Annotated in this window: 37 protein-coding genes; 19 read left to right on the top strand and 18 right to left on the bottom strand. The window is 52.1% G+C overall.

Annotated features, from left to right (window positions below):
- Window positions 1-7: 7 nt before the first annotated feature.
- From ACZ41M_RS11600 to ACZ41M_RS11520, 17 genes are all read right to left on the bottom strand, one after another.
- The gene (locus ACZ41M_RS11600) at window positions 8-460 is read right to left on the bottom strand and encodes a lysozyme (RefSeq protein WP_464731024.1); all 453 of its coding nucleotides are present in this window, start codon (window positions 458-460) and stop codon (window positions 8-10) included.
- 86 nt (window positions 461-546) lie between these two features.
- Window positions 547-897, bottom strand: coding sequence for a Mor transcription activator family protein (locus ACZ41M_RS11595; protein ID WP_464731025.1), 351 nt, complete (start codon window positions 895-897; stop codon window positions 547-549).
- 11 nt (window positions 898-908) lie between these two features.
- Complete coding sequence (locus tag ACZ41M_RS11590; protein ID WP_464731026.1) at window positions 909-1,562, bottom strand: phage protein GemA/Gp16 family protein; 654 nt, start codon at window positions 1,560-1,562, stop codon at window positions 909-911.
- Entirely contained in the window at window positions 1,559-2,257 is a 699-nt protein-coding gene (locus ACZ41M_RS11585) for a DUF2786 domain-containing protein (RefSeq protein ID WP_464731027.1), read from the bottom strand. Before ACZ41M_RS11585 ends, ACZ41M_RS11590 begins: the two co-directional genes overlap by 4 nt.
- A 190-nt stretch (window positions 2,258-2,447) precedes the next feature.
- A complete protein-coding gene (locus ACZ41M_RS11580; RefSeq protein ID WP_464731028.1) occupies window positions 2,448-2,717 on the bottom strand; it encodes an HU family DNA-binding protein in 270 nt (89 codons plus the stop codon).
- Window positions 2,718-3,147: 430 nt separating this feature from the next.
- Window positions 3,148-3,669, bottom strand: coding sequence for a host-nuclease inhibitor Gam family protein (locus ACZ41M_RS11575; protein WP_464731029.1), 522 nt, complete (start codon window positions 3,667-3,669; stop codon window positions 3,148-3,150).
- A gap of 9 nt (window positions 3,670-3,678) precedes the next feature.
- On the bottom strand, window positions 3,679-3,897 hold the full coding sequence (locus ACZ41M_RS11570) for a hypothetical protein (protein WP_464731030.1): 219 nt from the start codon (window positions 3,895-3,897) through the stop codon (window positions 3,679-3,681).
- Window positions 3,898-3,900: 3 nt separating this feature from the next.
- The gene (locus ACZ41M_RS11565; protein WP_464731031.1) at window positions 3,901-4,269 is read right to left on the bottom strand and encodes a hypothetical protein; all 369 of its coding nucleotides are present in this window, start codon (window positions 4,267-4,269) and stop codon (window positions 3,901-3,903) included.
- A complete protein-coding gene (locus tag ACZ41M_RS11560) occupies window positions 4,266-4,787 on the bottom strand; it encodes a hypothetical protein (RefSeq protein ID WP_464731032.1) in 522 nt (173 codons plus the stop codon). Before ACZ41M_RS11560 ends, ACZ41M_RS11565 begins: the two co-directional genes overlap by 4 nt.
- The gene (locus ACZ41M_RS11555; protein ID WP_464731033.1) at window positions 4,784-4,987 is read right to left on the bottom strand and encodes a hypothetical protein; all 204 of its coding nucleotides are present in this window, start codon (window positions 4,985-4,987) and stop codon (window positions 4,784-4,786) included. The genes ACZ41M_RS11560 and ACZ41M_RS11555 overlap by 4 nt, the downstream gene beginning before the upstream one ends.
- 1 nt (window position 4,988) lies before the next feature.
- Window positions 4,989-5,177 carry a hypothetical protein gene (locus ACZ41M_RS11550; RefSeq protein WP_464731034.1) on the bottom strand — a complete coding sequence of 63 codons (189 nt, stop codon included), beginning with the start codon at window positions 5,175-5,177 and terminating at the stop codon, window positions 4,989-4,991.
- Window position 5,178: 1 nt separating this feature from the next.
- On the bottom strand, window positions 5,179-6,399 hold the full coding sequence (locus ACZ41M_RS11545; protein WP_464731035.1) for an ExeA family protein: 1,221 nt from the start codon (window positions 6,397-6,399) through the stop codon (window positions 5,179-5,181).
- Window positions 6,396-8,243 (bottom strand): transposase, encoded by a 1,848-nt coding sequence (locus ACZ41M_RS11540; RefSeq protein ID WP_464731036.1) that lies wholly within the window; start codon window positions 8,241-8,243, stop codon window positions 6,396-6,398. Before ACZ41M_RS11540 ends, ACZ41M_RS11545 begins: the two co-directional genes overlap by 4 nt.
- 17 nt (window positions 8,244-8,260) lie before the next feature.
- Window positions 8,261-9,184 (bottom strand): hypothetical protein, encoded by a 924-nt coding sequence (locus tag ACZ41M_RS11535; protein WP_464731037.1) that lies wholly within the window; start codon window positions 9,182-9,184, stop codon window positions 8,261-8,263.
- 22 nt (window positions 9,185-9,206) lie between these two features.
- Complete coding sequence (locus ACZ41M_RS11530; protein ID WP_464731038.1) at window positions 9,207-9,509, bottom strand: helix-turn-helix domain-containing protein; 303 nt, start codon at window positions 9,507-9,509, stop codon at window positions 9,207-9,209.
- Entirely contained in the window at window positions 9,506-9,853 is a 348-nt protein-coding gene (locus ACZ41M_RS11525; protein WP_464731039.1) for a helix-turn-helix domain-containing protein, read from the bottom strand. Before ACZ41M_RS11525 ends, ACZ41M_RS11530 begins: the two co-directional genes overlap by 4 nt.
- Window positions 9,854-9,916: 63 nt before the next feature.
- A complete protein-coding gene (locus ACZ41M_RS11520; protein WP_464731040.1) occupies window positions 9,917-10,087 on the bottom strand; it encodes a DNA-binding protein in 171 nt (56 codons plus the stop codon).
- A gap of 70 nt (window positions 10,088-10,157) precedes the next feature.
- On the opposite strand from ACZ41M_RS11520, the gene ACZ41M_RS11515 reads away from it, so the two are divergent.
- From ACZ41M_RS11515 to ACZ41M_RS11455, 13 genes are all read left to right on the top strand, one after another.
- On the top strand, window positions 10,158-10,538 hold the full coding sequence (locus tag ACZ41M_RS11515; RefSeq protein ID WP_464731041.1) for a helix-turn-helix domain-containing protein: 381 nt from the start codon (window positions 10,158-10,160) through the stop codon (window positions 10,536-10,538).
- Window positions 10,535-10,939 (top strand): surface-adhesin E family protein, encoded by a 405-nt coding sequence (locus tag ACZ41M_RS11510; protein WP_464731042.1) that lies wholly within the window; start codon window positions 10,535-10,537, stop codon window positions 10,937-10,939. Before ACZ41M_RS11515 ends, ACZ41M_RS11510 begins: the two co-directional genes overlap by 4 nt.
- A gap of 291 nt (window positions 10,940-11,230) precedes the next feature.
- Window positions 11,231-11,788, top strand: coding sequence for a hypothetical protein (locus tag ACZ41M_RS11505; RefSeq protein WP_464731043.1), 558 nt, complete (start codon window positions 11,231-11,233; stop codon window positions 11,786-11,788).
- A 194-nt stretch (window positions 11,789-11,982) separates the two neighbouring features.
- Window positions 11,983-13,086, top strand: coding sequence for a phage protease (locus ACZ41M_RS11500; RefSeq protein ID WP_464731044.1), 1,104 nt, complete (start codon window positions 11,983-11,985; stop codon window positions 13,084-13,086).
- 25 nt (window positions 13,087-13,111) lie between these two features.
- Entirely contained in the window at window positions 13,112-13,525 is a 414-nt protein-coding gene (locus tag ACZ41M_RS11495; protein WP_464731045.1) for a hypothetical protein, read from the top strand.
- A 93-nt stretch (window positions 13,526-13,618) separates the two neighbouring features.
- Window positions 13,619-14,524, top strand: a complete 906-nt coding sequence (locus ACZ41M_RS11490) for a Mu-like prophage major head subunit gpT family protein (protein ID WP_464731046.1) — start codon at window positions 13,619-13,621, stop codon at window positions 14,522-14,524.
- 66 nt (window positions 14,525-14,590) lie between these two features.
- Window positions 14,591-14,863 (top strand): hypothetical protein, encoded by a 273-nt coding sequence (locus tag ACZ41M_RS11485; protein WP_464731047.1) that lies wholly within the window; start codon window positions 14,591-14,593, stop codon window positions 14,861-14,863.
- Window positions 14,864-15,030: 167 nt separating this feature from the next.
- The gene (locus tag ACZ41M_RS11480) at window positions 15,031-15,507 is read left to right on the top strand and encodes a gp436 family protein (protein ID WP_464731048.1); all 477 of its coding nucleotides are present in this window, start codon (window positions 15,031-15,033) and stop codon (window positions 15,505-15,507) included.
- Window positions 15,504-16,052: a Gp37 family protein gene (locus tag ACZ41M_RS11475; protein ID WP_464731049.1), complete on the top strand. Its 549-nt coding sequence runs from the start codon at window positions 15,504-15,506 to the stop codon at window positions 16,050-16,052. Before ACZ41M_RS11480 ends, ACZ41M_RS11475 begins: the two co-directional genes overlap by 4 nt.
- Window positions 16,053-16,060: 8 nt before the next feature.
- Window positions 16,061-16,342, top strand: a complete 282-nt coding sequence (locus tag ACZ41M_RS11470) for a hypothetical protein (protein WP_464731050.1) — start codon at window positions 16,061-16,063, stop codon at window positions 16,340-16,342.
- 46 nt (window positions 16,343-16,388) lie between these two features.
- Complete coding sequence (locus ACZ41M_RS11465; protein WP_464731051.1) at window positions 16,389-17,828, top strand: phage tail sheath subtilisin-like domain-containing protein; 1,440 nt, start codon at window positions 16,389-16,391, stop codon at window positions 17,826-17,828.
- Window positions 17,829-17,891: 63 nt separating this feature from the next.
- Entirely contained in the window at window positions 17,892-18,416 is a 525-nt protein-coding gene (locus ACZ41M_RS11460; RefSeq protein ID WP_464731052.1) for a phage major tail tube protein, read from the top strand.
- A 62-nt stretch (window positions 18,417-18,478) separates the two neighbouring features.
- Window positions 18,479-18,787 carry a phage tail assembly protein gene (locus ACZ41M_RS11455; RefSeq protein WP_464731053.1) on the top strand — a complete coding sequence of 103 codons (309 nt, stop codon included), beginning with the start codon at window positions 18,479-18,481 and terminating at the stop codon, window positions 18,785-18,787.
- A gap of 100 nt (window positions 18,788-18,887) precedes the next feature.
- Here the strand turns inward: ACZ41M_RS11455 and ACZ41M_RS11450 are convergent, their stop codons facing one another.
- The gene (locus tag ACZ41M_RS11450) at window positions 18,888-19,133 is read right to left on the bottom strand and encodes a hypothetical protein (RefSeq protein ID WP_464731054.1); all 246 of its coding nucleotides are present in this window, start codon (window positions 19,131-19,133) and stop codon (window positions 18,888-18,890) included.
- 12 nt (window positions 19,134-19,145) lie between these two features.
- Between ACZ41M_RS11450 and ACZ41M_RS11445 the strand changes: the two genes are divergently transcribed.
- The 6 genes from ACZ41M_RS11445 to ACZ41M_RS11420 all read left to right on the top strand — a co-directional run bounded on the left by ACZ41M_RS11445 (window position 19,146) and on the right by ACZ41M_RS11420 (window position 24,764).
- Entirely contained in the window at window positions 19,146-21,884 is a 2,739-nt protein-coding gene (locus ACZ41M_RS11445) for a phage tail tape measure protein (RefSeq protein ID WP_464731055.1), read from the top strand.
- Window positions 21,884-22,552, top strand: coding sequence for a phage tail protein (locus tag ACZ41M_RS11440; protein ID WP_464731056.1), 669 nt, complete (start codon window positions 21,884-21,886; stop codon window positions 22,550-22,552). The genes ACZ41M_RS11445 and ACZ41M_RS11440 overlap by 1 nt, the downstream gene beginning before the upstream one ends.
- Entirely contained in the window at window positions 22,549-22,788 is a 240-nt protein-coding gene (locus ACZ41M_RS11435; protein ID WP_464731057.1) for a tail protein X, read from the top strand. Before ACZ41M_RS11440 ends, ACZ41M_RS11435 begins: the two co-directional genes overlap by 4 nt.
- Window positions 22,781-23,857: a phage late control D family protein gene (locus ACZ41M_RS11430; RefSeq protein ID WP_464731058.1), complete on the top strand. Its 1,077-nt coding sequence runs from the start codon at window positions 22,781-22,783 to the stop codon at window positions 23,855-23,857. The genes ACZ41M_RS11435 and ACZ41M_RS11430 overlap by 8 nt, the downstream gene beginning before the upstream one ends.
- Before the next feature lie 52 nt (window positions 23,858-23,909).
- Window positions 23,910-24,437, top strand: a complete 528-nt coding sequence (locus ACZ41M_RS11425; RefSeq protein ID WP_464731059.1) for a phage baseplate assembly protein V — start codon at window positions 23,910-23,912, stop codon at window positions 24,435-24,437.
- A 168-nt stretch (window positions 24,438-24,605) separates the two neighbouring features.
- Window positions 24,606-24,764: a hypothetical protein gene (locus ACZ41M_RS11420; RefSeq protein ID WP_464731060.1), complete on the top strand. Its 159-nt coding sequence runs from the start codon at window positions 24,606-24,608 to the stop codon at window positions 24,762-24,764.
- The last annotated feature ends 12 nt before the right edge of the window (window positions 24,765-24,776 follow it).

Raw genomic sequence — 24,776 nt, 5'->3', positions numbered from 1 at the left:
GACGACCTCAGCTCATGAAAAGACGGGCTTCATCGGCGCGGCGATTCGCCAAGCCTTGTAGTTTTTTGCCCTTGGAAAAAATCCACTTGCCGAATTCGCGGCTCGCACCGGCGAAGTTACCGGCATTGACCAAACGCAACAAAGACGACGTTTGCAAATTGCCGATGCCGACGTTGTACGTAAACGAGACCAAAGCGTCGAATTGGTTTTGATTGAGCGGTTTTCTGGCGTTAGCGGTGTAGCGTCGTACTGCATCCTCGTATTTGACCAATGTCGCCGCCAGAATTTCAACCGCCTGTGTCTCGGTAATCGCGGGATCGCTCAGTCTGACTGCACGGCCATCGGGGTACAGTGTCGAACCATAGCCAATAGTCGGAACACGGGCAGGGCACAGATACGGCTTACTCCGGAATGATTCCCATTTTTTAATGATGGCCAAGCCCGCTGAACTGGTTTTCACAATGCGCTCCGATAAAAAAAGACACCGCCATTGTCCGGCGGTGTCATTAAAATCGAAAGTAAAGCGCTTTACTTAATCACGCGGTATCAGATTAACGAACCCTGACGGCGCTCCAAATCCCGCAGACGTCCTCGTTTTGTGATGGTACGGATTTGCATTTCAGTCAGTCCGTATTTGCGCGCCAGTTCATAGTAATTATTGCCTTTGAACTGATTGTAAATTTCCTCGTCGCGCAATGAAAGCTCAAACAAATGACCTTTCGGGATGTATTGACCGTGTCCACCGACCTCAAAGCGAATCTCTTCCATGATAGCCATTGTCAACTCTTGCAATTCATTGGCAGGTACGCCGTGGCTCGCCAGTCTGCGCGCGACCACATGCCCCATTTGCTCAAGCAACTCAGGGTATCCATCGGGAAATTTAACGTGTGCATTCATTTTGGCCTCACTCACTGCTGTTTGTTTATCACGTCTAAAGTCCATGCTCGGACTTTATCCAAACACTGCTGATGTTGCAATAGTTCGCATTCCACGACGTCTACTTTTAACATTTTGAGAAGCGCGTGGCGAATGAAACTGTCTGATTTTGAACCAACCGCACCGAGTCGGTGCAACTCAGCCCAATCCGCGCGAAACGGTTTGATGCGTACACGAGCCAGCCAATTTTTCAACATCTCAATCAACTTCTGCCCTTGCTCCACACTCAGCCACTCCAGTGCTTTGATGCCTGTGTGCTTGGTCGCAAACGTCACCAGCCCCTGTTCGTCCGCATTTTCAATTGCGCCCGATTCGTGCAGACGCAGCCACAGCGCGCGCATCATTTTGACTTGTTCTGAGCGGTCAGCGACTGGACGACTCGGCGTGCGTCGCTTACCCGTGCTGTCTTTGCGCGCGTGGCGCACTTTGAATCCTGAGCGTTTGAAATGCGCGATCAATGTTGCGCGTTGTTTTGACGTTAGTTCACCCGCTGAGTCCGTCGTGCCACCGCTTGCCAACTGGACGGCAGCGCGGTAGTCATCCTCAGACAAACCGAGTTGCTTTTTTGCAATGTGAATCTGCGCCAGTTCAGACGTGCGGATTTGCGCGTGCGTGCGGTTGCTCATGACAGTAGTCCTTGTGGTTTTTTGCCGCCGACACCCTGATGCAGTTGCGCGTTTCGTGCCTCCATGCGGCCGTTAAATCGGTCATTGTGGGTGATATTTTTACCCGTCACCCGATCTTTGGCATCCTTTGTTCCGAGATTCGGATGTTTTTGGCTGAGGTAGTGTTCGATTAGCTTTTGACTACCCTCTGGATTCGCAAATCGCCGAACCAAATTTTGCAAACCGAGGACATAGCCTTCGGCGAAGGCATCGCCTCGCGCGGTTTTTGTACTGGCTTTGCAGTTTTTTCGCTGTGCGCTGATATAGCGGCGGCGCGCTTTGGCGCATTGCTCGGACAAAACTTCAAACGCATACTGTGCGATCTGCGCCGCTGGTTCAACGCCGATAAACACGTAGTGATGGATTCGCCGCGTGCGCATATTGAGCCAGCGTGCGCTTTGCGAGCTGAACACCGTGCAACCAAACGCTCTGGCTACCAAGTCCGCGAGTGCGGCTTCCCAGCGCACCATGTCCACGCTGGGCGCTTTGGCCGAACACTCTTGCACGTCCGAAAGGCTGATATCCAGTTCAGTCAAATTGTGCATCTCCATGAGCTTCTGCGCTTGGCGCAGTGCGGCGGCGGCTTCGTGCGGATTGTCCGAGTTTGACAGCGCCAGACATTTTTTAATCTTGTCGATGATTTTTTCGTGTTCCATTTCATTGTCCTTTATCAATTGCGCCCGTACGTTTGCCGCTCCGGTGTTGATGTGTTATTCGGCGGATCGTCTACCGGATATCGAACGTACTTATGTCGTCGCTTGGCGCTTCGCGATGGGAGAAAGGCCGCCTGAGTGTAATCTGCTCACCCCAGCCGCCTGCTTACGGTCAAGCGGCTGGAGTCAGCGACTACACCGCGTCGGCCAGCTCTTTACCCGCTTTGAATTTCACAACGTTTTTAGCAGAGATTTGCATCGGCTCACCGGTCTGTGGGTTGCGGCCTTCGCGAGCTTCTCGGTGTTCGACTTTGAATGTACCAAAGCCGATGAATTGAGCAGTATCGGCCTTGCTCAAAGCGGTTTTGATGTTATCAAATACCGATTCGACCGCTTTCTTTGCATCGACTTTTGACAAGCCGGTGTCGGCGGATACGTAGTTAATAAGGTCTTGCTTGTTCATGTGTTGCTCCTATGGTTATGCCAATTCAGGCAGTTGAAATGTCCCGCGTAGCGGGTATGCAATGCCATTGATATAAATTTCATCAAAAGTCATTGTTCTGATCGCACGTCCGCGTATGTACTGGACTGGGCGTGCAATTAATCCTTTGGGCGCGTCTTACCCTGCAGATGACGACGGCCTGTGCCGCGTTTGGTGTAGCTCGCGCTTTGGGTTAAACGGTAGTGGCGTGCTTGAGTTTTATTGCGCATGATTGCTCCTTTGGTTTATTTAAAAAATCCACCCATATAGACAATGGTAAAAATTATTGCGTAGGAGGTGAACGTGATCCAAAAGCTGTGATCTCCCGTCCTTGGCTTGCCATGCGCATTGGCGCCTACAAGTAAGCCCAACGCTATCCAAAACAAAAATATGATTTGCCAAACTCCAAAGTTCATGATTGCAATTCCTGATCATGCGGCTCAATCACAAACTCTTCATCGCCGCCATTGATCGTGATGCCTGCGATGCCCGAAACAGCCTTTTTGTCAGCAAGGATGGCGTCTTTGTTGACCTCTTCCTTGACGCGAACAAAACGGTGCAGACCGTGGCGTTTAAGCGCTTCGATGATGGCTTCGACTTTGCGCAGACCAACGCTTTCTCTTCCCGCACGCCATTTCACCGTGCCGGTCACAAAGTCGGCGTATTTGACTTTGCCGTTGTCGGTGATCGCGGCACGATTGGCCTCGCACCAGACGTGTACGCCTGCTTGCAATGCCTCAATGCGCTCGTTGATCGGGTCGGCTTCTTGCGCGTACTGCTCTTGCAATGCGGCAATGCCGTCGTTCATGGTCGCTGCCAGTCGTGTGCGTTGGCGGGTCAAATCACCAATGGTGCGGATGTGTTCAACCACTTGATCGCGCGATTGCGGGGCTTGCGTGACCAGTGCTTTGGTTTTCAATTTTTTGGTTGCCATTGAGTACTCCTATGGTTGATTGGGTTGGTGGGTTTGATGGTTCTGGGTCATATTGCGCACCGCTTGTCGGACAGCTGCAAAGTCTGGGCAGGCTTGATACGGCTGGCCGACGCTGGGGCGATATTCTTTGAGCATGCACGGTGGCATCAGTTGCTCCAATTGCTCGATTTTTTCGAGTAGCTGACCGGCGGCAAACTCGATAATTTCAGCTTTGATTTTTGGGGTCATTGTTCATCTCACTTTTTTAAAAATCTGCCGTTGAAACTCGGCAATTTTGGCTTGGCATTTGGCCACATGCGCAGGATCAACTTTGGGCAGCGGTGGCGGCAAATACGGCTGTGGCTCAGGCTTTGGCATGGCTTTGATGATTTGCGCCGGTGACGGCCATGTGTCCGTTGTGCTGGCCACGCTCATGAATGCGGTGCGTAGGCGCGGCACATCTCGGCGCTCATCCCAAGCCTGTGCCGACATCATGACTTCCAGCCATACATTCAGCAGTGCGTCTACAGTATCGTTCGCAGGTGCATTGCGCAGGCGCAGGATGAGCAGGCGTTGCAGTCCTTCGATTACACTGTTTTCGAGCCATGCCGGTGCATTCATCTTTCGCCTCGCTTGCGTTGCTCCAGTGCGGTGATCGCCGCAGCCGTGCCGGACTGGGGTTTATGCGCGTGGGTCGATGACCCGTTGACCAACCCTGTACCGGCTACCAATTGGGCGGAATCATGCGCCCCTACAGGCTGGCGTGCGGCGGTGCTGATGATGACTTCCAGCAGATAGCCGTGGCTTTTCAACGGTGTCTGCAGTCGGCCTGCGTCGCGCGTAGCGAGCATCTGTTCAATCGCCGCGCACCAGACGTCATGCGGGGCTTCGTACAGCGTGCCATTGCGCTCGATGCGTTGGCTCTCAATCATCGGCATCAGTTCGCCCAGCAGGGTCACCACGCGTGGCCATGACAGCTTGGACTTTGACGGACGAAACAGCGCAAGGTAGCGCACGATCAGTTTGCCGAGCGGTGTGATCGACAATGCGAGCGTGAGTGCTTGTGCCGCCGCGTCGTTGTCAATCACGGCTTCGAGCGACATTTCAGCACCGCAGGACGGACAGCGGATTTGCATCATGACACCTGCACTCGCGGGTGGCGAAACAGACTGACACCGTCAGCCTTGACATGAATGCGGCAGCGTTCATCACCGAAGCGTTCTATTGCGTCTTCCAGCGCGTGCATGGTGCTGAGGCTATCCTGCTCGTATTCGTAGACTTTGCACAATTCAGTGATGACGCGCACTTTGCAATGTATTAAGTTACTTAGTTGTGCCATTTCAATCCTCCAGACTTACTAATTTGCCACCGGTTTCGAATACTTGACGTTGAATCACTTTGACTACAAACCATGCAAAAATCTGGGCTAATGTTGATTCTTGCGTTGGATTAGCAATGGTGTCTCCCTCGTCTGTGACCAGAAACCCTGTATCACTGGTGTCTTCGATTGTGATGATAATTTTTGCCATCTCACACCTCCTTCACGATGTCGGCGGACACCACCGGCGCACCGATGCCGACGGCCATGTTCAGCGCGGCAGTGACCACGTTGGCCACGGCCAGCGGGTAAAGCAAGCTGGTGGTTTGTGCGGCGTAGGCGCGTCCTTGCGCACGCGGTGCTTGGGTGTTAAATGTCAGCTTGGCACGCAGTGCATCGACTGCGCCGGACTCAAAAATCGCGGCCACGTCGATGCCGACACGCTTGAATTTGAAAGCCAAGTATTCTTGCAAGTAGTTGTCCAGCGGCTGTAATTCTGCGACTTCGCAACGCTGCACGACCTCACGCACCTCCGTGTTTTTGTCCGACAATTTCATCTTCAACTCTTGCTGGCCAATCAAAATGATGGACAGCAGTTTTTTGAAACCATCTTCGAGTTCAAAAAATCGCTTTAGATGCTTGAGCGTGGCGGTGGGCAGGCAGTGTGCTTCTTCGATCACCAGCACATGACGGTTGCCACTGCGGTTCGATTCTTTGAGCAGACTGTGCAGTTGGCGGAATCGCGCTTCGGATGAGCGTTTCGGCTTCTCCAGCGGATTGATGCTGGCAATGATGGCCTCGGCGATCTGCGCGGATTTGAGCGTTTTGCCTTTCATGTCGTTCTCTTCCATCGCCAGCACATACGGCTCAATCACGATGATGGAGGCTTGTTCGCGGTTCACTCGGTCGATGAAATCGCGGCGCAGAGTTGACTTGCCAGCGCCGGACTCGCCGACGACGGCGAGCATACCGCCGTGCTTGGCGCACGCCCACATTGATTCGCGCACATAGCGCGCGTCGGGCGTGAGGAATACGTCATCGGCGGCCTGTACGTCATCGGTGAACGGGTCGCGCGGTATCGCAAAGTGCTGACGCGCCGCTGGCGTGAGTGCCTGTTTTTGTAGTAACATTTCGTGTCCTTTCGTGTTGTTAGGATGTTTCAAAGGGTTTTGATGAACCCCGCGCCCTTGGTGATTGCCGTCACCTTGGGCGTTTTTTTGTACGGACGGTGTCAATGCCCGTTTGATGACCGCAGGTTTTGCGCCTGCTTGTTTTAATTCGAGTTCGATGCGATTGCGCAAAACGTTCCAGTTATTCGGCAATTTTCCGTGGTTCAGGATGTCCGCGAATGTGCCTGCGCTGATGCCGACGGCGCGTGCCATTTCAGCTTGCGCGATGCCGAGGACTTGGAGCAGTTTTTTGAGTTTGTTCATTTCACCACCTTAAATTTCGTTCCGGTATGCGTACCGGTGGCCTTCTCAGCCACTTCACCGCGATAATGACTGGCAATCGTGGACAGTTCGGTTTCATAGATTCCGTCGGCGTAGCGGTGGCGCATCCATGTGTACTCATCCGTTGTGAGGTTGCGTCCGAGCATTTGTTTGAGCTGGATCGCGGCTTGTGTGTGCGTGAGGCGCACCGTATCCACTTGCGCAGTTTGCGCGGCGGCGATGGCCGGTGTATCCAGTGTTTGCGCAGGGCGTGGCATGCGAATCGGTAAATCTTCTTTGCCAAGGTGCGAGTGCGCGACTGCGCCCTTGCCACCATTGAGGTGTGCAAATGGGCGCGCGTTCTCGCGTTTTTTCGCCTCGGCTTCGTCCAGCGTGGCCACGCCGTAAGCGGTCTGAGCAATCTGCTTGGCGGCGATGGTCGCGGCGGTGTCCGGTGCAGAGCGGTACTCTGCGCCAATGACGGGTGCGCTGGCTGGCCGTCCGAACGCGTCAAAATCAATCGTCGGCGAGACCTCCACGATCAGCGGATCATCGGCCAGACGCTCAATCTCGATGCGGATCGCACCGACAACATCACAAGACGTGCCGAGCAGTAACGGCGTGACTTTGACCTTTTCGCCATTGGCCAGAAACTCAGCCCATTGCTTGAGGTCATAGTTTTGCGAACCGTCGCACTGCGGATGAGCGAAACTGATGCGGCAGTTGGTCACCGTGCGGGTTTCCACGCGACCGTGCATGAACCACGCGCACACCTTGCGCTCCGGCAGCGTAATCAGTTGACCGGCTTGGATGTGTTGCCACAAATCATCGCGCACATAGGCTTTGCCATCCATCCGACGCACGCGGCAGTCCACAAATTTGATCGCGTTCGCGTTGTAATCACGCACCCAGTTTTGTGCGGCGGCGTTAAGCTGGTCAATGTTATCCACCGGTTCATCGCGCAAGCGGGACTCGAAATGCGTCTCAACGATGTTGTTACCATTCTCCACGCCGCCTTTCACCCACGCATGGTGCGTCGCGTGGGTCTGATGATTGACACCGAGGGCGTCGAGCAGACGACACACCGCCGCGCTGGTATTTGCCGAGCCTTTATCCCAGAGCAATATTGCGGGGATGCCATAACTTTGACGGTGCGGCTGTTTGCCCCATGTGTACATCAAAAATTCAAACAGTACGGTCTGATTCTCACCGGCGGCCTCAAAGTAGCGCACATCCAGCGTGCCGCTGGCATGGTCGTAGCGCACATAACGCCAGACTTTCAGCTTGACCTTGTCCATCGACGTGGGTTTATTTTTGTTGAACTGCTCCGATGTCATGATGCGCTGTTTGCCGCAGATATAGAACACCAGACACAGTGACGGGTCAATTTGATGCACATGATTCGGGTACAGACTGCGCAGTTCGCCGTGGTTGCGGGCTTTCGCCTGTGCCTTGGCATCCATGCGGTTCTGACGCAGCAGCGTATTGATCCGGCTGGCGGATACGTTGACATCAAAACCATTCGCATCCGCGACATTCATCGCTACCGCCGTGGGTTTGGTTGATTTGCCGGTCAGCCTCACCGACACCGATTTGCTCGCGGCGATGAACTGCAGTGCCTCCGGTGCGAGGCGGGTCTGCCCCGCATCCGCACGCTTTTTACGACCGCTTGTGTAACCGGCATGGTTGCGTAACCAACGCCAGACCGTTTGCGTGGCATAGCCGTGGGTCTGGGCATAGCCCGCTACCAGAGCCGATGACTCGCCGTGGGCGCAGGTTTCAAGCTGGGCTTTGAGGCTCAGTAGCTGGGCGATGAGTTCGGCTGATAATGTTTGGCGGGGTTTCATAATGTCGTCCGACAGGGTTATTCGGCAGTGTGTTGGCCACTCGGCAGAGCAAACAAATCAATCCGTGCCTCTGTGAAGTTGCCCAGTGTGTTGTCAAACGTGTAGCCGATGGCTCTCAGCATTTCGGCGCATGAGTTGTGGATGTGTACCAGCTCGCTGGCGAGGGTTTCGCGGGCTTGATTGAGCGCGGTCTCGTTTTCGCCGTCTTCTGCTTCGAGGTTCATCGCTTGCTCGCGGATGAGATCAAGCGCGCCGAGTTCGGCTTTGATCGCGCGCCCCGCCTTTTGCGCCTGGGCGATATAGAGTTCGTGCTGGGCTGGCCAGTCTGTTTGCGCGGGCGTGGCCTTGGCGACTTCTTTTTGCAATCGTGTGATTTCTCTGGCTTTGCTGGCCAAAACTTTATCGGTCGCTTCGGCTTCGGCTTTTTTGTCGCGTAAGGCTTTGCGCAACTCGGTTGCACTCATGCAGTCGATGTCATCGATGTCGTCGAGGCTCTCTAATTCAGCGTCGTCCCACATCACCAGCTCGAAAAACGCACTGACGTTTTTAACCCGCGTACTCAAAAGCGACAATTTGTCGCTTTTGGCGGCTTGCGATGCCGCCATCATGAACCTTTGAGCCGTGCGCAGATTCAGACCCAAAGAATCGATACGCCCTGAAAATTCGCCGTGCGGCGTTAACTCTTTGAGCAGGATCAAACGTTTGCCCACCTCTAAGCATTCCTCCACCGTGCGGCGGACGTAGAAGCGAATTTCATCTTCCAGTGTGCCAACGGTTAGCGTCCCCTCATATTGCAATTGAGTTGCAAGGCTCTGTACTTTTTCGGCTTGTTCTGCGTCATATACCGCCAGCTCGTTGAGCGTCTGAGATGCTTGTGCAAAGGCCGTCGGATTGACATCCGCGTCGATAATCGTTGCGTCGGGGTGCGGGGTTCGTGCCATTTTTTTCCTTTCATTTATTGGTTTAGTTTGTGCGGGTAAAGCGGTTCTTGATTTCGTCCAGTCGCCGTGTTTCTCTATCGAGTGTGTGCAGGATGGCTAAAGCACGCTGGCCGATGCGTGGGGTGATGCGCCAGTTGCCCGTGCCTTCAATCTGCTCGGCATAGCCAGCCTCGCGTAGGTTGGCGAGGTCGCGGGTGGAGTTCGGGAGCGTCGTGCCGACCAGCTTTGAGATTTGCGTCAGTGACAGCCCCTGCACTTCGTGGCCGAACAGCACATCGAGGGTGCGTAGGACACGTTGTTGAGGTAGGGATATGTATTTGCTCATTTGCTCACCTCAGACATGAAATGGACTAAAGCAATGAACTGGCTATTTTCAAGGCTCAAGTTCAACCGTTTTTCCAAATCTCTGGCTAACTCGACATCTTTGATATCGAGACCCTTCGCCAAACTCGAAGTGCCGTATAGGATGTAATTAATATCAATTTTGTACTCAGGGTGTCGGCTTGCAAAAACCATCAGTTCTTCAACCGGAAATCTGTTTCTCCTCTTTCTGGCGCACCAAGCACGAGCTGACAACCCAAGAAAAGAAGCAACGTCTTTGTCTGTGATTAGATTTAAATGCTGCTTGAGTCGTAGATTTGGGGCTTGAAATTCTGGCTGGTTAAGCATAATGAACTTTCAATTTGTGCAATAATGTTTCAGGTGATAAAATTCATAAATATGGATTTCCGTTTATTTCAAACCAAGCTTCACTGCAATTTCGTGTCCTTTTCCGCGCTTGGCTTTGCACTGTCCATTGAGTACTAAATAAACGTGTTGAACCTTGTAACCGTGCTTGGTTGCCCAGTCTTTAAAGGTTTCTCCGTTTTGCGCGAATCGGGTTTTTACTTGCGTTGGGGTCATTTTTCAGGCTCCTGTGTTAATCCATTTATATGAATTTTAATTCATATAAATTTAATATGTCAAGGTGAATATGAATTTTTTTTCAGACGCGCTGAAACGACTCAAATATGAGCTACGTGTCAGCAAAGATAAAGAGGTTGCCGAGTTGCTCGGTATGTCCACCACTGCTTTTGCCGAACGCAAAAAAAGAGATGCGTTTCCTGACAAGGAGGTTTTGGCTTTGATCGCCAAGCGGCCTGACTTAGGTATTGACGCTGATTTTGTTTTTATGGGTATTCGCTCGGCAGAATTTGAAGCTATTGAAAAACAAATGCAAAAAGATGAGATGGACGACAATGAACGAATGTCTTATATTTACAAAGCTTTGAGTGAAGGTTCGCAAAAAATTTTGCTTGAAATGGCAGAGCATTTGAGGTTGCTTGAATTGGTTATTAAAGAGGAAACAAAATGAAAACATTTAAAATGGCAGTAATGAGCTTGGCATTATTTACAGGTGTGGCGCACGCCGAGTGGTCGTTGGTTTACACCAATACATTAGGTGATCGCTTTTATATTGATGATGAAACGATGACCATGAACACGGACGATTCAAAAATTGTTCAGGCTTGGATTTTGACCAACTATAAAAAAACGCAATCTGCAGGTAATCTGAAATACAACTCGCTCGTCACCTATTATGAATACAACTGTAATATGCCTATTCAGCGTCGATATATGCAAGGCACGGCATACAGCCAACACAACCAGCGCGGGCGTGTGATTTACGAGGATAGCGATGAGGACGATGCGTGGGAGTCGGCTGTTCCCAATACGGCCGGCTATGCGCTGGCTAAATGGGCGTGCGAGGAATAAATGATTGCCGAACATAAAAAGTTTTTTATGCAACGTTGGAAATCCATGTTGGAAGCAAAATGGAGCCATCCTTATGCCTTGTGGGTGGTAGCTGAAACACCTCGTACACCCCCCTGAATGTTTGGCTCTCTCAGGAAAAGCGTGGCGGGTGGATGGTGAGAACTTAAAACATGTGATAGACCAGCACATCAAAGGCAATTACGAGTATTGCAACTGCCGTTTGAGGCCGCTCACACTGGCAAAAACCTTGTCAGATGACATAATTGTGATGGATTGACGAAAGGAAAGATGGTGAGTGAGGAAGAGGAAATGTTGGATGAAGAGGTGGTACATGACTTTGGGAAATTAGATGACAAGAACATACCAACGACTTCTACTAAATTTTCAACAGAGGAAAGTAAACGTAACAAACGAAAAAAGGAAAGAGAAAGAGCTGCTTTTCTTAATGAGCTTCGGGAAATAGAGGGAGAGTTGGGAGAATGGTATAAGTATTTGAACACTGTTTTTAGTGTCATTTTATTTGCATTCATTGTTGCTGCTATTAGTACGCCGCTGCCAGCAGTATTTTCAATACTATCGTTTATTGTTTGTTTCGTAGGTCATTACCAAACAGGAAAATTCCCACCAAGAATTACTCAGTTAAGGAAAGATGCGAAAGAAGATAGAGATGCAAAAGCTATGCTTACTATTGTTGAAAAACAATATATGACTACTGTGGATACGATTAAGAAAAGTCCGATTCTTTGGATTGATGTTTTCTTGTTTATTGCTATCCTGCTGATATATTGGAAACATGACTATTTGAGAATTAGCACTTATCAAATAACAATGGTTTTTAGCGGTTTTTAAGCAAGCCCTAAGCAAACCCATCAACTCGCACAAAAAAACGCACACAACCCCCTGCGAATCGTTCGCAGGGGTATTTTTTTGCTCAGTCAGAATAAAAATTCATATTTATGGATTTTTCGCAGATGTTTTAATTGAAGCACAATAAGTAAAGCCCTTTACTGTTTAAAAAATGTCTGGGTGCGCACAATGCGCCCATGACTACTTCGCACCTCTCTCTCGCATACCTGACATTTGATCTGCTCGCCTCGGATTTTGAGACGGCGGCCAGTGGCACGCCCATGCCTTTGCATATTTTGCCTGTGGGCGAATTTGCGTCGGGTGATGGTCGGCCTGCGAAAGAAACGGGTGGCAAGCTCAAATCATGGAATCTGACCGCGCAGGGTGCACAGGCGCTAATCGCTGAAGCGTTGGCGCGTAAGGGCAATACCGACATCGTGATTGACTATGAGCATCAAACTTTGCTGTCTGAAAAAAATGGTTTGCCTGCCCCAGCGGCTGGTTGGATATCGCCTGCGGCCTTGGCATTTGACCCGAATGTTGGGCTGATTGGCGTGCCGAAATGGACGGCCAAAGCCAAGCAGTACATCGCCGACGAGGAGTACCGCTATCTGTCTCCGGTCTTTACCTACGACCCGCGCACCGGCACGCCAAAGCAGTTGCTACACATTGCGCTGACCAATGACCCCGGGCTTGGTGTACTCCGAGAAGTGGGCATGGCCGCATTATCGGCGCATTTTAATCTTTCCCTTGAATCATCCCTTCCACAACCCAAAAAGGAGCAATCCATGAGCATGACCCAGTTAATGGCCGCGCTGAAGCTGAAACCCGATGCGGCAGAATCATCTGCCGTTGAAGCAGTGGTCGCGTTGACCTCGAAAGTTGGCGAGCAGGACGCGCAAATCGTCGCGCTGAAAGCTGAAAACGACGCGCTGAAAGCGAATCAATTTGACCCCGCACAGCACATCCCGCTGACCGAACACAAAGCAGTCTCTGACCAGCTTGCCGCATTGACAGCGCAGGCCGAGAAGGACGAGCATGGTGCGCTGATGACCGCAGCACTGGCCGATGGTCGCATTTTGCCGCCGAATGAAAAATACTGGCGCGAGCAGCCGCTGGTTGCGTTGAAGGCGTTTTTGACCGACGCAAAACCGCTGGTGGCGGCGCTGAAATCGAACCAGACACAAGGCCAACCACCGGCTGGCGGTGCTGCGGATGCGGTGCAACTGTCCGAAGATGAGCTGGCTGTGTGCAAATCACTCGGCTTGACTCCAGAAGCCTACGCCGCCGCACGCGTGTAAATATCAACGTTCATAGGAGAACAACATGGCAGCTTTAACTGCACCGCGCTCAACAAAAGAGCGTGAAATCAAGGAAATCGGCTACCCAGTGGCAGCCGGTGTGAAAATTTTTGCCGGTGGTATGGTGGCGATGGATGCGTCCGGTTTTGCGCGTCCGGCGGCCAACGCAACCACCAGCCGCGCGATGGGAGTGGCGATGATGAATGTGGACAACAGCGCAGGTACGGCCGGTGCGCAAATTGTCGTAGTGCGCCGTTCGTGTTTTGGCTTTGCGACCACCGATGTGACCGTGACCGATGTCGGCAAAGACTGCTGGGCGCTCGATGATCAGACCGTGACCAAAACCGCACCGGCCTCGAATCCGGCCAAAGCGGGTGTGGTGGTGCAGGTTGAGGTGGTTGGTACGGTGACCGTGGTTTGGGTCGATATGAGTGTTTGATCCAAAAAAGTACACCCCTACTTTTTTGGTTAATAGAAATGCTGCGCGGGAAACCCGCACAGCATTTGAGGAAACAACAACAAGGAGCAAAAAATGCTGATTACGCAACAACAATACACCGCCGCATACACCGGTCTCAAAGCGGTATTTGACGAAGGTTTTATGATGACCGGCTCCGGTATGGAAGATGACTGGAAGATGATTGCAACGGTGACTTCTTCCGATTCTGAATCCGAAGAATACGGCTATATGAAAAACCAGTCCGTTATTCGTGAATGGATTGGTGATCGGTTCTTGCAAAACCTTTCAGAAGCGAGCTACACGATTAAAAACCGTTCGTTCGAAGGTACTCAGGCGGTTCCTGCTGCAAAAATAGCTGACCGTAAGCTGGGTGGTTTTAATATTCCATTCAAACAGCTGGGTCAAAATGCACGCACCTTTCCAAACAAATTGGTGTTTCCGATGCTGACCAATGGCATGAGTACACGTGGTTTGGACGGTCAATACTTCTTCGATGCGAATCATCCTGTTGGCCGTCCAGATGGCGGTACAGACTTAGTATCCAACTATCAATCCGGCTCGGGTACAACGTGGTTTTTGTTGGATACGACCAAAGTACTCAAACCCGTCATCTACCAAAATCGCCAAGATTTTCGCTTCACCAGTTTGGTTGACCCGAACAGCTCCGACCATGTGTTTATGCGTAATGAGTTTGTGTTTGGCGTGGATGGTCGCTGTAACGTCGGCTATGGCCTGTGGCAGACCGCCTACGCCAGCAAAGCCGCATTGACAATGGATAATGTCATGGCCGCACGCGCCGCAATGATGGCGTACAAAGGCGAAAATGGCGAGCCATTGGGCATTGTGCCAAATCTGTTGGTCGTCGGGCCGAGCCTCGAAAAAGCGGCGCGTGACGTGACCGACGCGGCGGTGCTGGGTACGAATACCAACACCATGCGCGGCGTGATGAAAACCATCGTCACCACGTGGTTGCCGTAATATCTGAATGAACCGGTGGGCGTGATGCCCACCGTATTATGAATAATCTTTGAATAGGAGCCTATCATGGCTGAAGCCAAAAATGCACCGCAAAAAACTCCACCAGCATCTGACGCAACAGGCGCAACAACGCCGCAGAATCCTACTGATGCTCCAACAAAAGCAAAAAGCGTAAAAGGCTTGGAAGTCATCGCCCGTGACGCGGTATTCTACCGTGCCGGTCACGAATGGGCAGCAGAGCCGCGCTCGGTTAAGTTGTCCGATTTGACTCAAGAGCAGATTGACGAGTTGCGCAATGAGCCGATGCTCATCGTGCGCGATGTAGATATTCCCGCATAATCAATCGTTCCTTTCAGAGTGATTTGATCACTCCTTTACCGCCGATTCATTGACCTTGATTCGGCGGTTTTTTTATCCAAAATTTACTGGCGAATATGCTGATTTTAAAGCTCAATAAGTAAAGCGCTTTACTGTCTAAAATCAAGCTGGGTACGCAAAATGTGCCCATGAACACACCAACCTCATACGCCACGATCGAACACTTGCAGACGCGCTACTCAGAGCGTGCATTGCGACTCATGACCGATGCCAATGCGCAGACAGTCAATGTATCGGTTGCAGAAAATGCACTCATCGACGCGACTGCCGAGATTGACACCTACCTCGGCCAGCGCTACGTACTGCCGCTGGTGGCCACGCAAAGCACCAACGATAGCGTGGTGGTTGAATACCACCCAGCGCTCATCCGATTGGCGTGCGACATCGCCGTCTACCGACTGCAAACCTTGCGTCCTGCCGATGACATCAAAGATGCTCGTCAACGCTACGAGGACGCCATCAAACTGCTCAATCAAATGGTCGAAGGCCGCGTATTGCTGAACTACCGCCAGTTACGCGATGACGTCGCACCGTCCGATAACGCGAGTGCAGGCATGCCGATGTTTGGCCAGCCGCCGAGCCTTTTCGGGAGGGATAAGCGATGAACCGCATCCACAATTACGAGTCCGATCTACTCGCACGAATCACTGCCGCACTCACGGTTGAGGGTCAGCAATATCCCGCAGTCGATGTGCAGGCGTGGCCGGACAATCCGGCGAACTTCAGTGCAAGCCACCCGCTCGGCACAGTGCTTGTCATCTACAAAGGCACGAAATACGCCCAAAGCACCAGTGGCAATGACGTCGCCGAATACGAAGTGAGCATCCTCGCCCGTACATTGCGCGAGCCGAATGCCGTCGCAGAGGGTGTGCTCGGTGTGGGTATGTACGACTTGCTCAACGTCATCATCGGTGCAATTCACGGCTGGCGTTCGGAATATGCCGCCGATGTCATGCGCGTCATCACCGATGGGTTTCAAGGCTACAACGAAGGTGTGTGGACATACAGCATTCGCGCCAGCGTGCCGTTCTTCCCACGCATCGCGGTCAACCCAGTCATAGGGCCGTGGACAGATGTGCATTGTCAAAACGCGCCACCGCTCAAGCATACCGATTTTGTTTTTGAACCACCGAAAACCACCACCCCATAGGAGCAATCATGCCAAATCAACGCTACACATACACTGGGCCGAACTCGGCCATCACCGTTAAAAATGACGATGCAACCACCCGTGACGTCATGCTTTGGCGCAATACAGAGGTCGAATTGCCAGACGACGATGAACACGTCGTGGTCATGATCGAAATGGACTATTTGATCCCAATCGGCGATGCCCCACCTACCGCCACAGTTGTGAACGAGCCTCCGGCAGGCACAGGCGAGACTCCGGCAGGCACAGGCGAGACTCCGGCAGTCACGACCAAACCCAAAAGCAAATAAGCAAACCCTCCCCACAGCAGGTTTTTTAAAAAATTAGGAGTTCATCATGGCAGGTTATTTACACGGCGCGGAGACCATTGAGAAGCAAAAAGGCTCAGTCCCCGTCAATTTTGTTCCGACCGCAGTGGTCGGTATCATTGGTACAGCACTCGAAGGTAAAGTCGGCGAGCCGATTCTTGTCACATCTGAGAAAGATCAGGCGCAATTTGGTGTGGACAAAGCCGGTACCACGATTCTCGACGCTTTGAACTATGGCTTCAAACAAAAAGCGACTGTTTGTATCGTCATTAATGTACTCGACCCGTCTGTGCATAAAACGACGGTCACAGATGAAGTTGTGACGGTTCAGATTGATGGCTCGTTCAAGCTGGCCAATCCAGCGGTCACGGGAGTGTCGGTCAAATCCAGTACGGGTACAGCCATTACCGCAACCGAATACACACTGAACACCAGCACCGGCGTGGGCGCACGCGTAGCGACCAGCTCGGCAATTCCTACGTCCACTGCGAGCGCCACCACCACGCTCAAAGTATCCTACACCTATGCTGACCCGACCAAAGTCACACCGGCCGACATCATTGGTACGATCACAGCGGCAGGCAAACGCACGGGTATGAAGGCATTCCGTGACTCGTTTGCTTTGTTCGGCTTCTTCCCGAAATTGCTTATTGCGCCGGTATTTTCTGCGACCAACGCCGTGGCCACCGATTTGATTGCCACCGCTACGTCGATCAAAGCCATCGCTTACATTGATGCACCGGCTGGAATCACACCACAGCAGGCTATCACCGGACGCGGTGCGCTGGGTACGATTAACTTCAATACATCGTCCGACCGTGTCGCTCTGTGCTATCCGCAGCTCAAGGTGTACGACACCGTGGCCAATGCAGAAACCCTGTATCCATACTCGGTGATTGCCGCTTTTGCGCAGGCTCGTCGGGATCACGAAAAAGGCTTCTGGTGGTCAGGTTCAAACCAAGAGATTCTCGGCATGACTGGCATGGAGCGCCCAATCGACGCAATGATTAACGACGCGAATTCTGAGGCAAATCTGCTCAACGCGGCGGGCATCATGACCATTTACAACAGCTTCGGCACAGGCATGCGCACATGGGGCAACCGCTCGGCCGCATTCCCAGCATCGAGCGATCCGACGACCTTCATCTGTGTGCGCCGAACCGCCGACGTTATCGAAGAGTCGATGGAGTACGCGACCTTGCAGTTCATTGATCGACCTCTGGATTCTGCGACGATTGATTCCATCATCGAAACCGGTAGCGGGTTCATTCGCAAACTCATCGGCATGGGCGCGATCATTAATGGCCGCATCTGGTTCGACCGCACTTTGAATACCAAAGAGGAGCTGGCTAACGGCCACTTGACTTTGTGCTACGACTTCATGCCGCCGACCGCGACCGAGCGCGTGACCTACATCGTCAACCTCAACACCAACTATCTGGCCGATTTGTACAAGCAAGCCGCGTAATCAAAGTAACCGATCGGGCGTGGCAATGACCACGCCCGTCCCCACAGCAAATAGGAGTCAATAATGTCTCAAATCAAACTGAAACGAGTGACCAATGCCAACGTCTACGTCAACGGCAATTGTTTGCTCGGCCGCGCCGACGAGGTCAAATTGCCCGACATCAGCACGCTGATGACCGAACACAAAGCCCTCGGCATGGTTGGCAAAATCGAATTGCCGTCCGGCTTTGACAAAATGGAAGGCGAAATCAAATGGAACAGCTATCACGATGACGTGATGTTGCAGGTGTCCAATCCGTTCAAGATGGTCACGCTGATGATTCGCTCGGACATCGAAGAGTACAACGCGCAGGAAGGCCGTTATCAGCAAAAGGCTCTGGTGACACAGCTCAACGTGATGTTTAAGAAAAATGCGCTCGGCACGTACAAGCAAAACGACAACGCTGAATTCCCGTCCAGTTTCACCTGCTACCACTTCAAACAGATGGTCGATGGTCAAGAAATCATCGAGCTGGACGTGCTGGCCAATATTTACAAAGTGGGCGGCGTGGATCAACTCGATGTTTACCGCAACAACATCGGCGGTTAATCACTCATAACCCAAGGGCGCGAGCCTCGCGCCCCTCCACTGAATACTTTTGAAAGCAAAAAATGAGCAACGAAACCATCAAACTCGATTACCCGTTTTCCATCGCAGGCAAGCCGGTCACTGAATTATCCGTGCGCCGTCCGAAGGTCAAAGACTTGCGCAACGCCTCACGCTACGGCTCAACTCCTGCCGAGCAAGAGGTTGGCTTGTTATCAGCATTGACCGGCTGTGTGCCTGAGGATTTGGACGAAATGGATGCGGCGGATTACGGCAAATTGCAGAGCCGATTTCGCGACATGGTTGAGCCTAATACCGCACTTGATGCTGATGTCGGGGTTTCTGGCACGGATGTTTCGATTCCAGCCGAGTGAGATTGACGGGCTGGATGTAACCGATTTTGTGGATTGGGTGAATGAGGGTAAACGGCAGAATGACGCGGAACAAGAAGCGATGGCACAGAACCGTTAATCGCTACTTGCTTTGAAAAATATCAGTCACCGCAGACACTAAAACCACCAGCGGTGTGAGCAAGCCAATCCACAGCGGCAACGTGATGAGGTACAGCAGCAGCATGACCAAGCCGCCCGCGATACCGCTGAATTGATAACCAATAACAACCGCAACGATAGCCAGTGCACCGTAGACGAGCAAATTCAGCGACACATACGCGTCACTGGCATCTAATTTATGGTCTGAAGTACTGATTACTGTTTTCATGGGATTTGCCTGATGGCTCAAAACGCAACTTTATCAATAGTGATTGGCGCGACCGTTGCGGGTGGCTTTTTTGGCACATTCACCGATACGAAACGCTTAATTCAAAGTATAGGCACTGTTTCAGAAGAAATCAATAAAAAGCAGAAAAACCTACTGTCTGAAATACAACAAAGTTTTAAACGAGCCGATGGCAGTGCCGCCGCGCTCATCCAACGCTACAAGCAACTCAAAACCTCATTAACGGACATCAGCACAAAAAAAATCCGTTTGGGCGAGATCGCGGATTTGGAAAAAGATAACCGTGACCATCGCTCACAATTGCGCTCACAAATGATGGGGACGGCCGGTTTTGGCTTGCCTTTTTTAGCCAGTGGCAAAATAGCGGCTGGATTCGAGGATAGAGTCAAGGATATCGCGATCACGGCCAACGCCACGCGAGAGGCGGAGGTTGAGCTGGGTTCTGCCATCCGCGAAGTGGCCAAGCGTTACAACCAGCAAGCAGATGTGGTGGCTGAGGGTGTTGGCGTTTTGGTTGCCAATGGAGCCACGCTGATGGAGGCTCAGTCACAGGCGGGATTGCTGTCTGAATTCGCCACCGCCACCCGTACCAACATGACCGACGCGGCTCGAATGAATCAGGCTTTCAGTGATTTGGGCATCAATGCCGATGCCTATGGCGGCGGGGAAAAAGGCAAGCAGCTGGCCGAGCAGAATATGCGTTTGGCCTTTAATCAAGCCACGTCTGCAGGCAAAATGGGGAGCTTTGAAACACGCGACATGGCCAAGTGGTTCCCCTCTCTGGGCGGCATGATGAAGTCGCTCGGCGTGACCGGCAATGATGCGGTGGTCAGTTTGGCGAGCCGTTTACAAATTTCGCGGACGACGGCCGGCAACAACGATGAAGCGGCGAACAACTTCAAGAACTTTCTGGCCAAACTCACCAGTTCGGATACGGTCGCGGATTTTAAGAAAAAGGCGGGCGTCGATTTAATCGGAAAAATGCAAGAGGATGCGCGCAAGGGGCTTGACCCGATTTCATCTGGTGTGGGTGCAGTCATGGCGCACATGCAGAAAAGTGCGCCTCAAGCGGCGGAACAATTAAAAAAATTATCGGCAGAGTTGGCCGGCATCAAAGACCCAGCGGAACGTGCGCAATTGATGGAAAAACGCAAATCAATGATCGAATCGCTCGGTCAAAGAGCTGGTATGGGTGATTTATTCCAAGACCAGCAAGCCGTTATGTATCTGCTGGCAGAATTGCAAAATCAGGAGAAATTAAAAGAGATTCAAAGCAAGGTCACCACGGGAAAAAATGAGCAAGGTCGTGATGTGATTAAAACCGACTTTGATCGTCGAATGGAGGGTGCGAGCGAAAAAGGCAAGGCGATGATGATTGCCTTTAAAGATTTGGGCATTGTTGTGGGCAATGCAGTACTGCCATTTTTCACTTCTTTGGCTGGGACAATAACCCCCATCGTTGCGGGCATTACCCAGTTTTTGTCAGCCCATCCGAGTTTTACCAAAGGCCTGTTGACGATTGTCGCAGGTTTGGGTACGTTTAGGATTGGTATGCTGGCTGCTCGCTACGGTCTGTCTTTATTGGGTAGCGGGTTGCTCAATATCGAAAAAATCAAGATCGGCTGGAGTTTAATCAAGCTGGTTCATGCGGGTGAAATTTCCAAAATTTCAGCGTTGCTGCGCTATTTCGGCATGGGCGCCGCCGGTGCGGATAAATTAGTTGGAAGTATCGGCAAAGCAGGTGGCGCAATTAAAAAATTTGCCGGTACAAAACTGGGTAAAGGGCTGGGGGTGGCCGCCGGTGCGTACGGGCTGTATGACTTGACCAAACGAGACCTGAATGCTGGTGAAAAGAACCAAGGATTTTTGACCAAAGCCCGCTCATACGGCCAAGGCGCGCTATCCGGCGCAATGATCGGCGCCGCATTCGGGCCGATTGGTATGGCGGTGGGTGCGGCTTTGGGTTTGGCATACACATTTGTCGTTCGCAATTGGGACAAAATCAAAAACGTCACGCTGGCCAAAGTCGGACAACTTCGACAATTTGCCGCGCATGCATGGGACGAAATCAAAAACCACCCCATCCGCGCGTTGGCGAAAATCGGTGCAACCATCATCAATTGGCAACCCATTGGCCTGTTTTATAAGGCATTCGCTGCCGTCCTGAGCTGGTTCGGCGTTAAATTGCCGAGCGATTTTACCGGCTTTGGCAAGATGATAATTCAGGGCGCGATTAACGGTATTGGTAGCATGACCGACAGCGTTCTGGCTAAAATCGCTTCACTTGGCGAATCCATTAAAAATAAATTCAAGGCAGTTCTGGGCATTGCCTCACCATCCAAAGTATTCAAGGGTTTTGGCGGCTGGATGATGGAGGGTCTGGGCATCGGTATAGACGGCCAAGCACAAACAGTGGTCGGTAAAATCGGGCAATTGGCTCACAATCTCGGTGGCGCATTTATGCCGAATTTACGCGTTCCGACCGCTCCGTCTCAGGCCATCCGTGCCGTGATTGACAAAGCCAAGTCCGGCATTTTCGGCACGGGCAATACCGGTTCGGTATCGGCTAAAAACGGCGGCATCCATATTCAATTCAGCCCACAAATCACCATCCAAGGTGCGTCTGGCCAGAATATAGAGCAGCAGGTACAAAAAGGCATGCAGTGGTCTCTGCGCGAGCTGGAGAGCATGATCAACCGCATCGTGGAAGACAAATTGAGAAAGGCATTCTGATGAGTTTTTTGCCTACTTTTAACAGCGGTGACATGCTGAACAAAATCGGCCTGACCGTCACCCGTCAACTCAGCGGGACGGTGACGTCATTGATCGGCGAACTTGCTCGGAATCTCGGCTTTAACGTTGGCTTTCAGTACGTCCTGCTCGGTGAAATTTCGTTTGACCTCATCACCTACTTTGATGGCGAGGACGAGAGCTTCGGGGGCGAATACGCCGAGCATGGACTCATCGGTGGCAAGCCGCGTTTGCAGACCGTCGGTGACAAACTGGACGAGATTAATTGGCAGATCGTGTTGCACGCCGGTTACTGTGACGTTGAGTCCGAAATGCTGAAATTACGCCAAGCGGTCAAAGAGAAAAAAGGCATGGCACTGGTGTATGCCAATGGCGATTATCGTGGCACATTTGTCCCCGTTGAGGGGGCAATAACCAAGAAGGCCACCACGCGCGACGGCTCTGCCATCTGGGTCGAGGCGACGCTGAAACTGCGTGAATTCGTCGCACCGCCGACACTGGCCGAGCAACCCGCAACCCAGCCCGCTAAAGCCGCCGAAAAATCGGGCAAAAAACCCGCCAAAGCCGGTAAACACACGCCCAAAGCCCGCGCCAAATCCAAGCCTGCGGTGCGCAAAACGCCGCGCGCGATCAATCGGGGGATGCTATGACCACCATTACAGCCATTGAACACATCACCCGCGAGGGTGAACGCTGGGACAGCATTGCTTGGCAATACTACGGTGATGCCACCGCCTATGGCCGCATTATTGAAGCGAATCCGGACGTGGACATCACCGACACTTTGCCGTCCGGACTGACACTGCTGATTCCCGTTTTGCCCGAATCCGAAACGACTGCGCACATCGCGCAGGCCGATCTGCCGCCGTGGAAACGCGATGTTTAACGTTGATCTATCCATCCCATCACTCACCAGCTTGCTCGGTTTTGCGCCCGCGCAGGCGGCCACTGTGCCGGTTCCTGAGCCAGTCAGCGTCGTGGTGTATCAGGGCAAAAACATCTCGGCCGAGATTGCACCGTACCTGAAACAGATCGAATATTGCGACGCGCTGGAGGGCGAGTCGGATTCGCTGGACATCACGCTGGAGGACTCGGAGCGAAAATGGTCGGATGCTTGGTATCCCGACCACGGTGACAAAATCACAGCATCCATCGGCTATCTGAACGCCGTTCTGATGCCCTGCGGCGATTTCGAAGTGGATGAGGTCGAATTCAGCGGTTCGCGTGGGTCGGGCGATGAAGTGGTCATCAAGGCACTGGGCGCAGGTGTCTCCAGTGCCAAGCGCACCAAGCAAGCCAAAGCATACGACAGCACCACGCTCAAAGGCATTGCCGAAATCATTGCAAAAAAGCACAAACTCACGCTGAAAGGCGAAATCGAGGACATCAAGCTCACGCGCGTCACTCAGGCCTACGAGACCGATCTGGCGTTTCTAAAGCGTGTTGCGGCCGAGTATGGTTACGCCTTCAGTATGCGCGGCAAAGTGATGAGTTTTTACAAACGCGATAAACTCAAAGAGGCCAAAAGCGTGGTGGTGATTACGCGCGAGGACGTGGAGAGCTACCGCTTCCGCGATAAAACCAACAACATTGTTAAATCAGCGACGGTCTCTTATCACGACCCAAAGACTAAAAAAAACCACAAACACACAGCCAAAGCCAAAACAGGCAAATCCAACCGCGCAAGTCAGGATGAACACAAAGTACACGTGCGTGCTGAGAATCCGCAGCAAGCCAAACTCAAGGCAGAGGCCGCCGAGTCGCGTCACAACGAAGACCAAACCTCGGCGGAGTTGTCGCTCATCGGTTCGCCGGTTCTGCTCGCCGGTATTGCTGTGGTGTTGAGCGGATTCGGCAAATACGACGGCAAATATACGATCAACAAATCCCGCCACAGCATCAGCCGTGGCAGTGGCTACACCACGGCCATCGAACTCAAACGGGTGCGTGAATAAACCCGTTTAATGTAGGGGCGGATGGCATCCGCATGTGAAACAAGGTTGCAAAATGCAAAATGAAAACATCATCGGCTGTGCCTTTCTCGTCGGCATCGTGACCGAATCCAAAATCGGCTACTCAAAAGTCAAATTTCCCGATCTGGACGATATGACCAGCCAGTGGCTGGCCATTAACTATGCCTTCACGCTGGGCAAACGCGAAGCCTATGCGCTGGCTGTCGGCACTCAGGTTAATTGCCTGATGGACGCGAATTTAGAAGAAGGCACGATACTCGGCGCACGATACTCCGAAGCCGACACACCGCCGACCAGCAACAATGCCACCTACTTGATGGCATTTGACGATGGCAGCCAGTTGGAATTTGATGGCTCCGGCCAAGCCATCATCAAAGCAGAAAATATCAAGCTGGATGGTGACACCACCTGCACCGGCAACATGACCGTGCAGAAAAAATTAACGTATCAAGGCGGCATGTCCGGCTCAGGCGGGGGCGGTGGTGCAACCGCAACCATCGACGGCAATGTGCGCGTCAACGGCAATGTCAATGCTTCGGGCAGCATCGACGAAAACAGTTAAACATCATGTGTCATTGCGGCCTTGAGCCGCAATCTCCCTGCTAACGGACGATCTGTCGCACGTCAGCGACACCGTTAAAAACTTGCGTAAACAGAGCAGATACAACTGGACTTGTACGGCCACCAGAGCGACACTGGTTCTAACAAAAAACACGAAAGGAACCAGAAAATGAACATCGAAAACGGCCAAGTCGTCAAAACCATTTACGGTCACATCGGTCAAGTATTTGACAGCAACGGCACAACCGTTACGCTGATGGAAATCCGCAACGATGACGTTTACCGCGAAATCGGTATTTTTCACATCAGTAAATTGTTGGTAGCCTAAACGGAGCGCAAA

It is taken from the genome of Puribacter membranae, assembly GCF_055380425.1.
Note: the sequence above shows the minus strand (reverse complement) of the source record. Positions and strands in the feature narration are given on the sequence as shown.

Bases quoted from the DNA above. Each gene is read 5' to 3' on its own strand.
- ACZ41M_RS11580 (WP_464731028.1), bottom strand. From the start codon at position 2,717: ATGAACAAGCAAGACCTTATTAACTACGTATCCGCCGACACCGGCTTG.
- ACZ41M_RS11520 (WP_464731040.1), bottom strand. From the start codon at position 10,087: ATGACCCCAACGCAAGTAAAAACCCGATTCGCGCAAAACGGAGAAACC.
- ACZ41M_RS11565 (WP_464731031.1), bottom strand. From the start codon at position 4,269: ATGAATGCACCGGCATGGCTCGAAAACAGTGTAATCGAAGGACTGCAA.
- ACZ41M_RS11470 (WP_464731050.1), top strand. From the start codon at position 16,061: ATGCCAAATCAACGCTACACATACACTGGGCCGAACTCGGCCATCACC.
- ACZ41M_RS11425 (WP_464731059.1), top strand. From the start codon at position 23,910: ATGCAAAATGAAAACATCATCGGCTGTGCCTTTCTCGTCGGCATCGTG.
- ACZ41M_RS11420 (WP_464731060.1), top strand. From the start codon at position 24,606: ATGAACATCGAAAACGGCCAAGTCGTCAAAACCATTTACGGTCACATC.
- ACZ41M_RS11595 (WP_464731025.1), bottom strand. From the start codon at position 897: ATGAATGCACACGTTAAATTTCCCGATGGATACCCTGAGTTGCTTGAG.
- ACZ41M_RS11540 (WP_464731036.1), bottom strand. From the start codon at position 8,243: ATGAAACCCCGCCAAACATTATCAGCCGAACTCATCGCCCAGCTACTG.
- ACZ41M_RS11545 (WP_464731035.1), bottom strand. From the start codon at position 6,399: ATGAACAAACTCAAAAAACTGCTCCAAGTCCTCGGCATCGCGCAAGCT.
- ACZ41M_RS11535 (WP_464731037.1), bottom strand. From the start codon at position 9,184: ATGGCACGAACCCCGCACCCCGACGCAACGATTATCGACGCGGATGTC.
- ACZ41M_RS11525 (WP_464731039.1), bottom strand. From the start codon at position 9,853: ATGCTTAACCAGCCAGAATTTCAAGCCCCAAATCTACGACTCAAGCAG.
- ACZ41M_RS11450 (WP_464731054.1), bottom strand. From the start codon at position 19,133: ATGAAAACAGTAATCAGTACTTCAGACCATAAATTAGATGCCAGTGAC.
- ACZ41M_RS11480 (WP_464731048.1), top strand. From the start codon at position 15,031: ATGAACACACCAACCTCATACGCCACGATCGAACACTTGCAGACGCGC.
- ACZ41M_RS11550 (WP_464731034.1), bottom strand. From the start codon at position 5,177: ATGGCAAAAATTATCATCACAATCGAAGACACCAGTGATACAGGGTTT.
- ACZ41M_RS11570 (WP_464731030.1), bottom strand. From the start codon at position 3,897: ATGACCCCAAAAATCAAAGCTGAAATTATCGAGTTTGCCGCCGGTCAG.
- ACZ41M_RS11560 (WP_464731032.1), bottom strand. From the start codon at position 4,787: ATGATGCAAATCCGCTGTCCGTCCTGCGGTGCTGAAATGTCGCTCGAA.
- ACZ41M_RS11500 (WP_464731044.1), top strand. From the start codon at position 11,983: ATGACTACTTCGCACCTCTCTCTCGCATACCTGACATTTGATCTGCTC.
- ACZ41M_RS11445 (WP_464731055.1), top strand. From the start codon at position 19,146: ATGGCTCAAAACGCAACTTTATCAATAGTGATTGGCGCGACCGTTGCG.
- ACZ41M_RS11490 (WP_464731046.1), top strand. From the start codon at position 13,619: ATGCTGATTACGCAACAACAATACACCGCCGCATACACCGGTCTCAAA.
- ACZ41M_RS11465 (WP_464731051.1), top strand. From the start codon at position 16,389: ATGGCAGGTTATTTACACGGCGCGGAGACCATTGAGAAGCAAAAAGGC.
- ACZ41M_RS11485 (WP_464731047.1), top strand. From the start codon at position 14,591: ATGGCTGAAGCCAAAAATGCACCGCAAAAAACTCCACCAGCATCTGAC.
- ACZ41M_RS11460 (WP_464731052.1), top strand. From the start codon at position 17,892: ATGTCTCAAATCAAACTGAAACGAGTGACCAATGCCAACGTCTACGTC.
- ACZ41M_RS11510 (WP_464731042.1), top strand. From the start codon at position 10,535: ATGAAAACATTTAAAATGGCAGTAATGAGCTTGGCATTATTTACAGGT.
- ACZ41M_RS11430 (WP_464731058.1), top strand. From the start codon at position 22,781: ATGTTTAACGTTGATCTATCCATCCCATCACTCACCAGCTTGCTCGGT.
- ACZ41M_RS11575 (WP_464731029.1), bottom strand. From the start codon at position 3,669: ATGGCAACCAAAAAATTGAAAACCAAAGCACTGGTCACGCAAGCCCCG.
- ACZ41M_RS11455 (WP_464731053.1), top strand. From the start codon at position 18,479: ATGAGCAACGAAACCATCAAACTCGATTACCCGTTTTCCATCGCAGGC.
- ACZ41M_RS11515 (WP_464731041.1), top strand. From the start codon at position 10,158: ATGAATTTTTTTTCAGACGCGCTGAAACGACTCAAATATGAGCTACGT.
- ACZ41M_RS11585 (WP_464731027.1), bottom strand. From the start codon at position 2,257: ATGGAACACGAAAAAATCATCGACAAGATTAAAAAATGTCTGGCGCTG.
- ACZ41M_RS11435 (WP_464731057.1), top strand. From the start codon at position 22,549: ATGACCACCATTACAGCCATTGAACACATCACCCGCGAGGGTGAACGC.
- ACZ41M_RS11590 (WP_464731026.1), bottom strand. From the start codon at position 1,562: ATGAGCAACCGCACGCACGCGCAAATCCGCACGTCTGAACTGGCGCAG.
- ACZ41M_RS11475 (WP_464731049.1), top strand. From the start codon at position 15,504: ATGAACCGCATCCACAATTACGAGTCCGATCTACTCGCACGAATCACT.
- ACZ41M_RS11440 (WP_464731056.1), top strand. From the start codon at position 21,884: ATGAGTTTTTTGCCTACTTTTAACAGCGGTGACATGCTGAACAAAATC.
- ACZ41M_RS11555 (WP_464731033.1), bottom strand. From the start codon at position 4,987: ATGGCACAACTAAGTAACTTAATACATTGCAAAGTGCGCGTCATCACT.
- ACZ41M_RS11495 (WP_464731045.1), top strand. From the start codon at position 13,112: ATGGCAGCTTTAACTGCACCGCGCTCAACAAAAGAGCGTGAAATCAAG.
- ACZ41M_RS11530 (WP_464731038.1), bottom strand. From the start codon at position 9,509: ATGAGCAAATACATATCCCTACCTCAACAACGTGTCCTACGCACCCTC.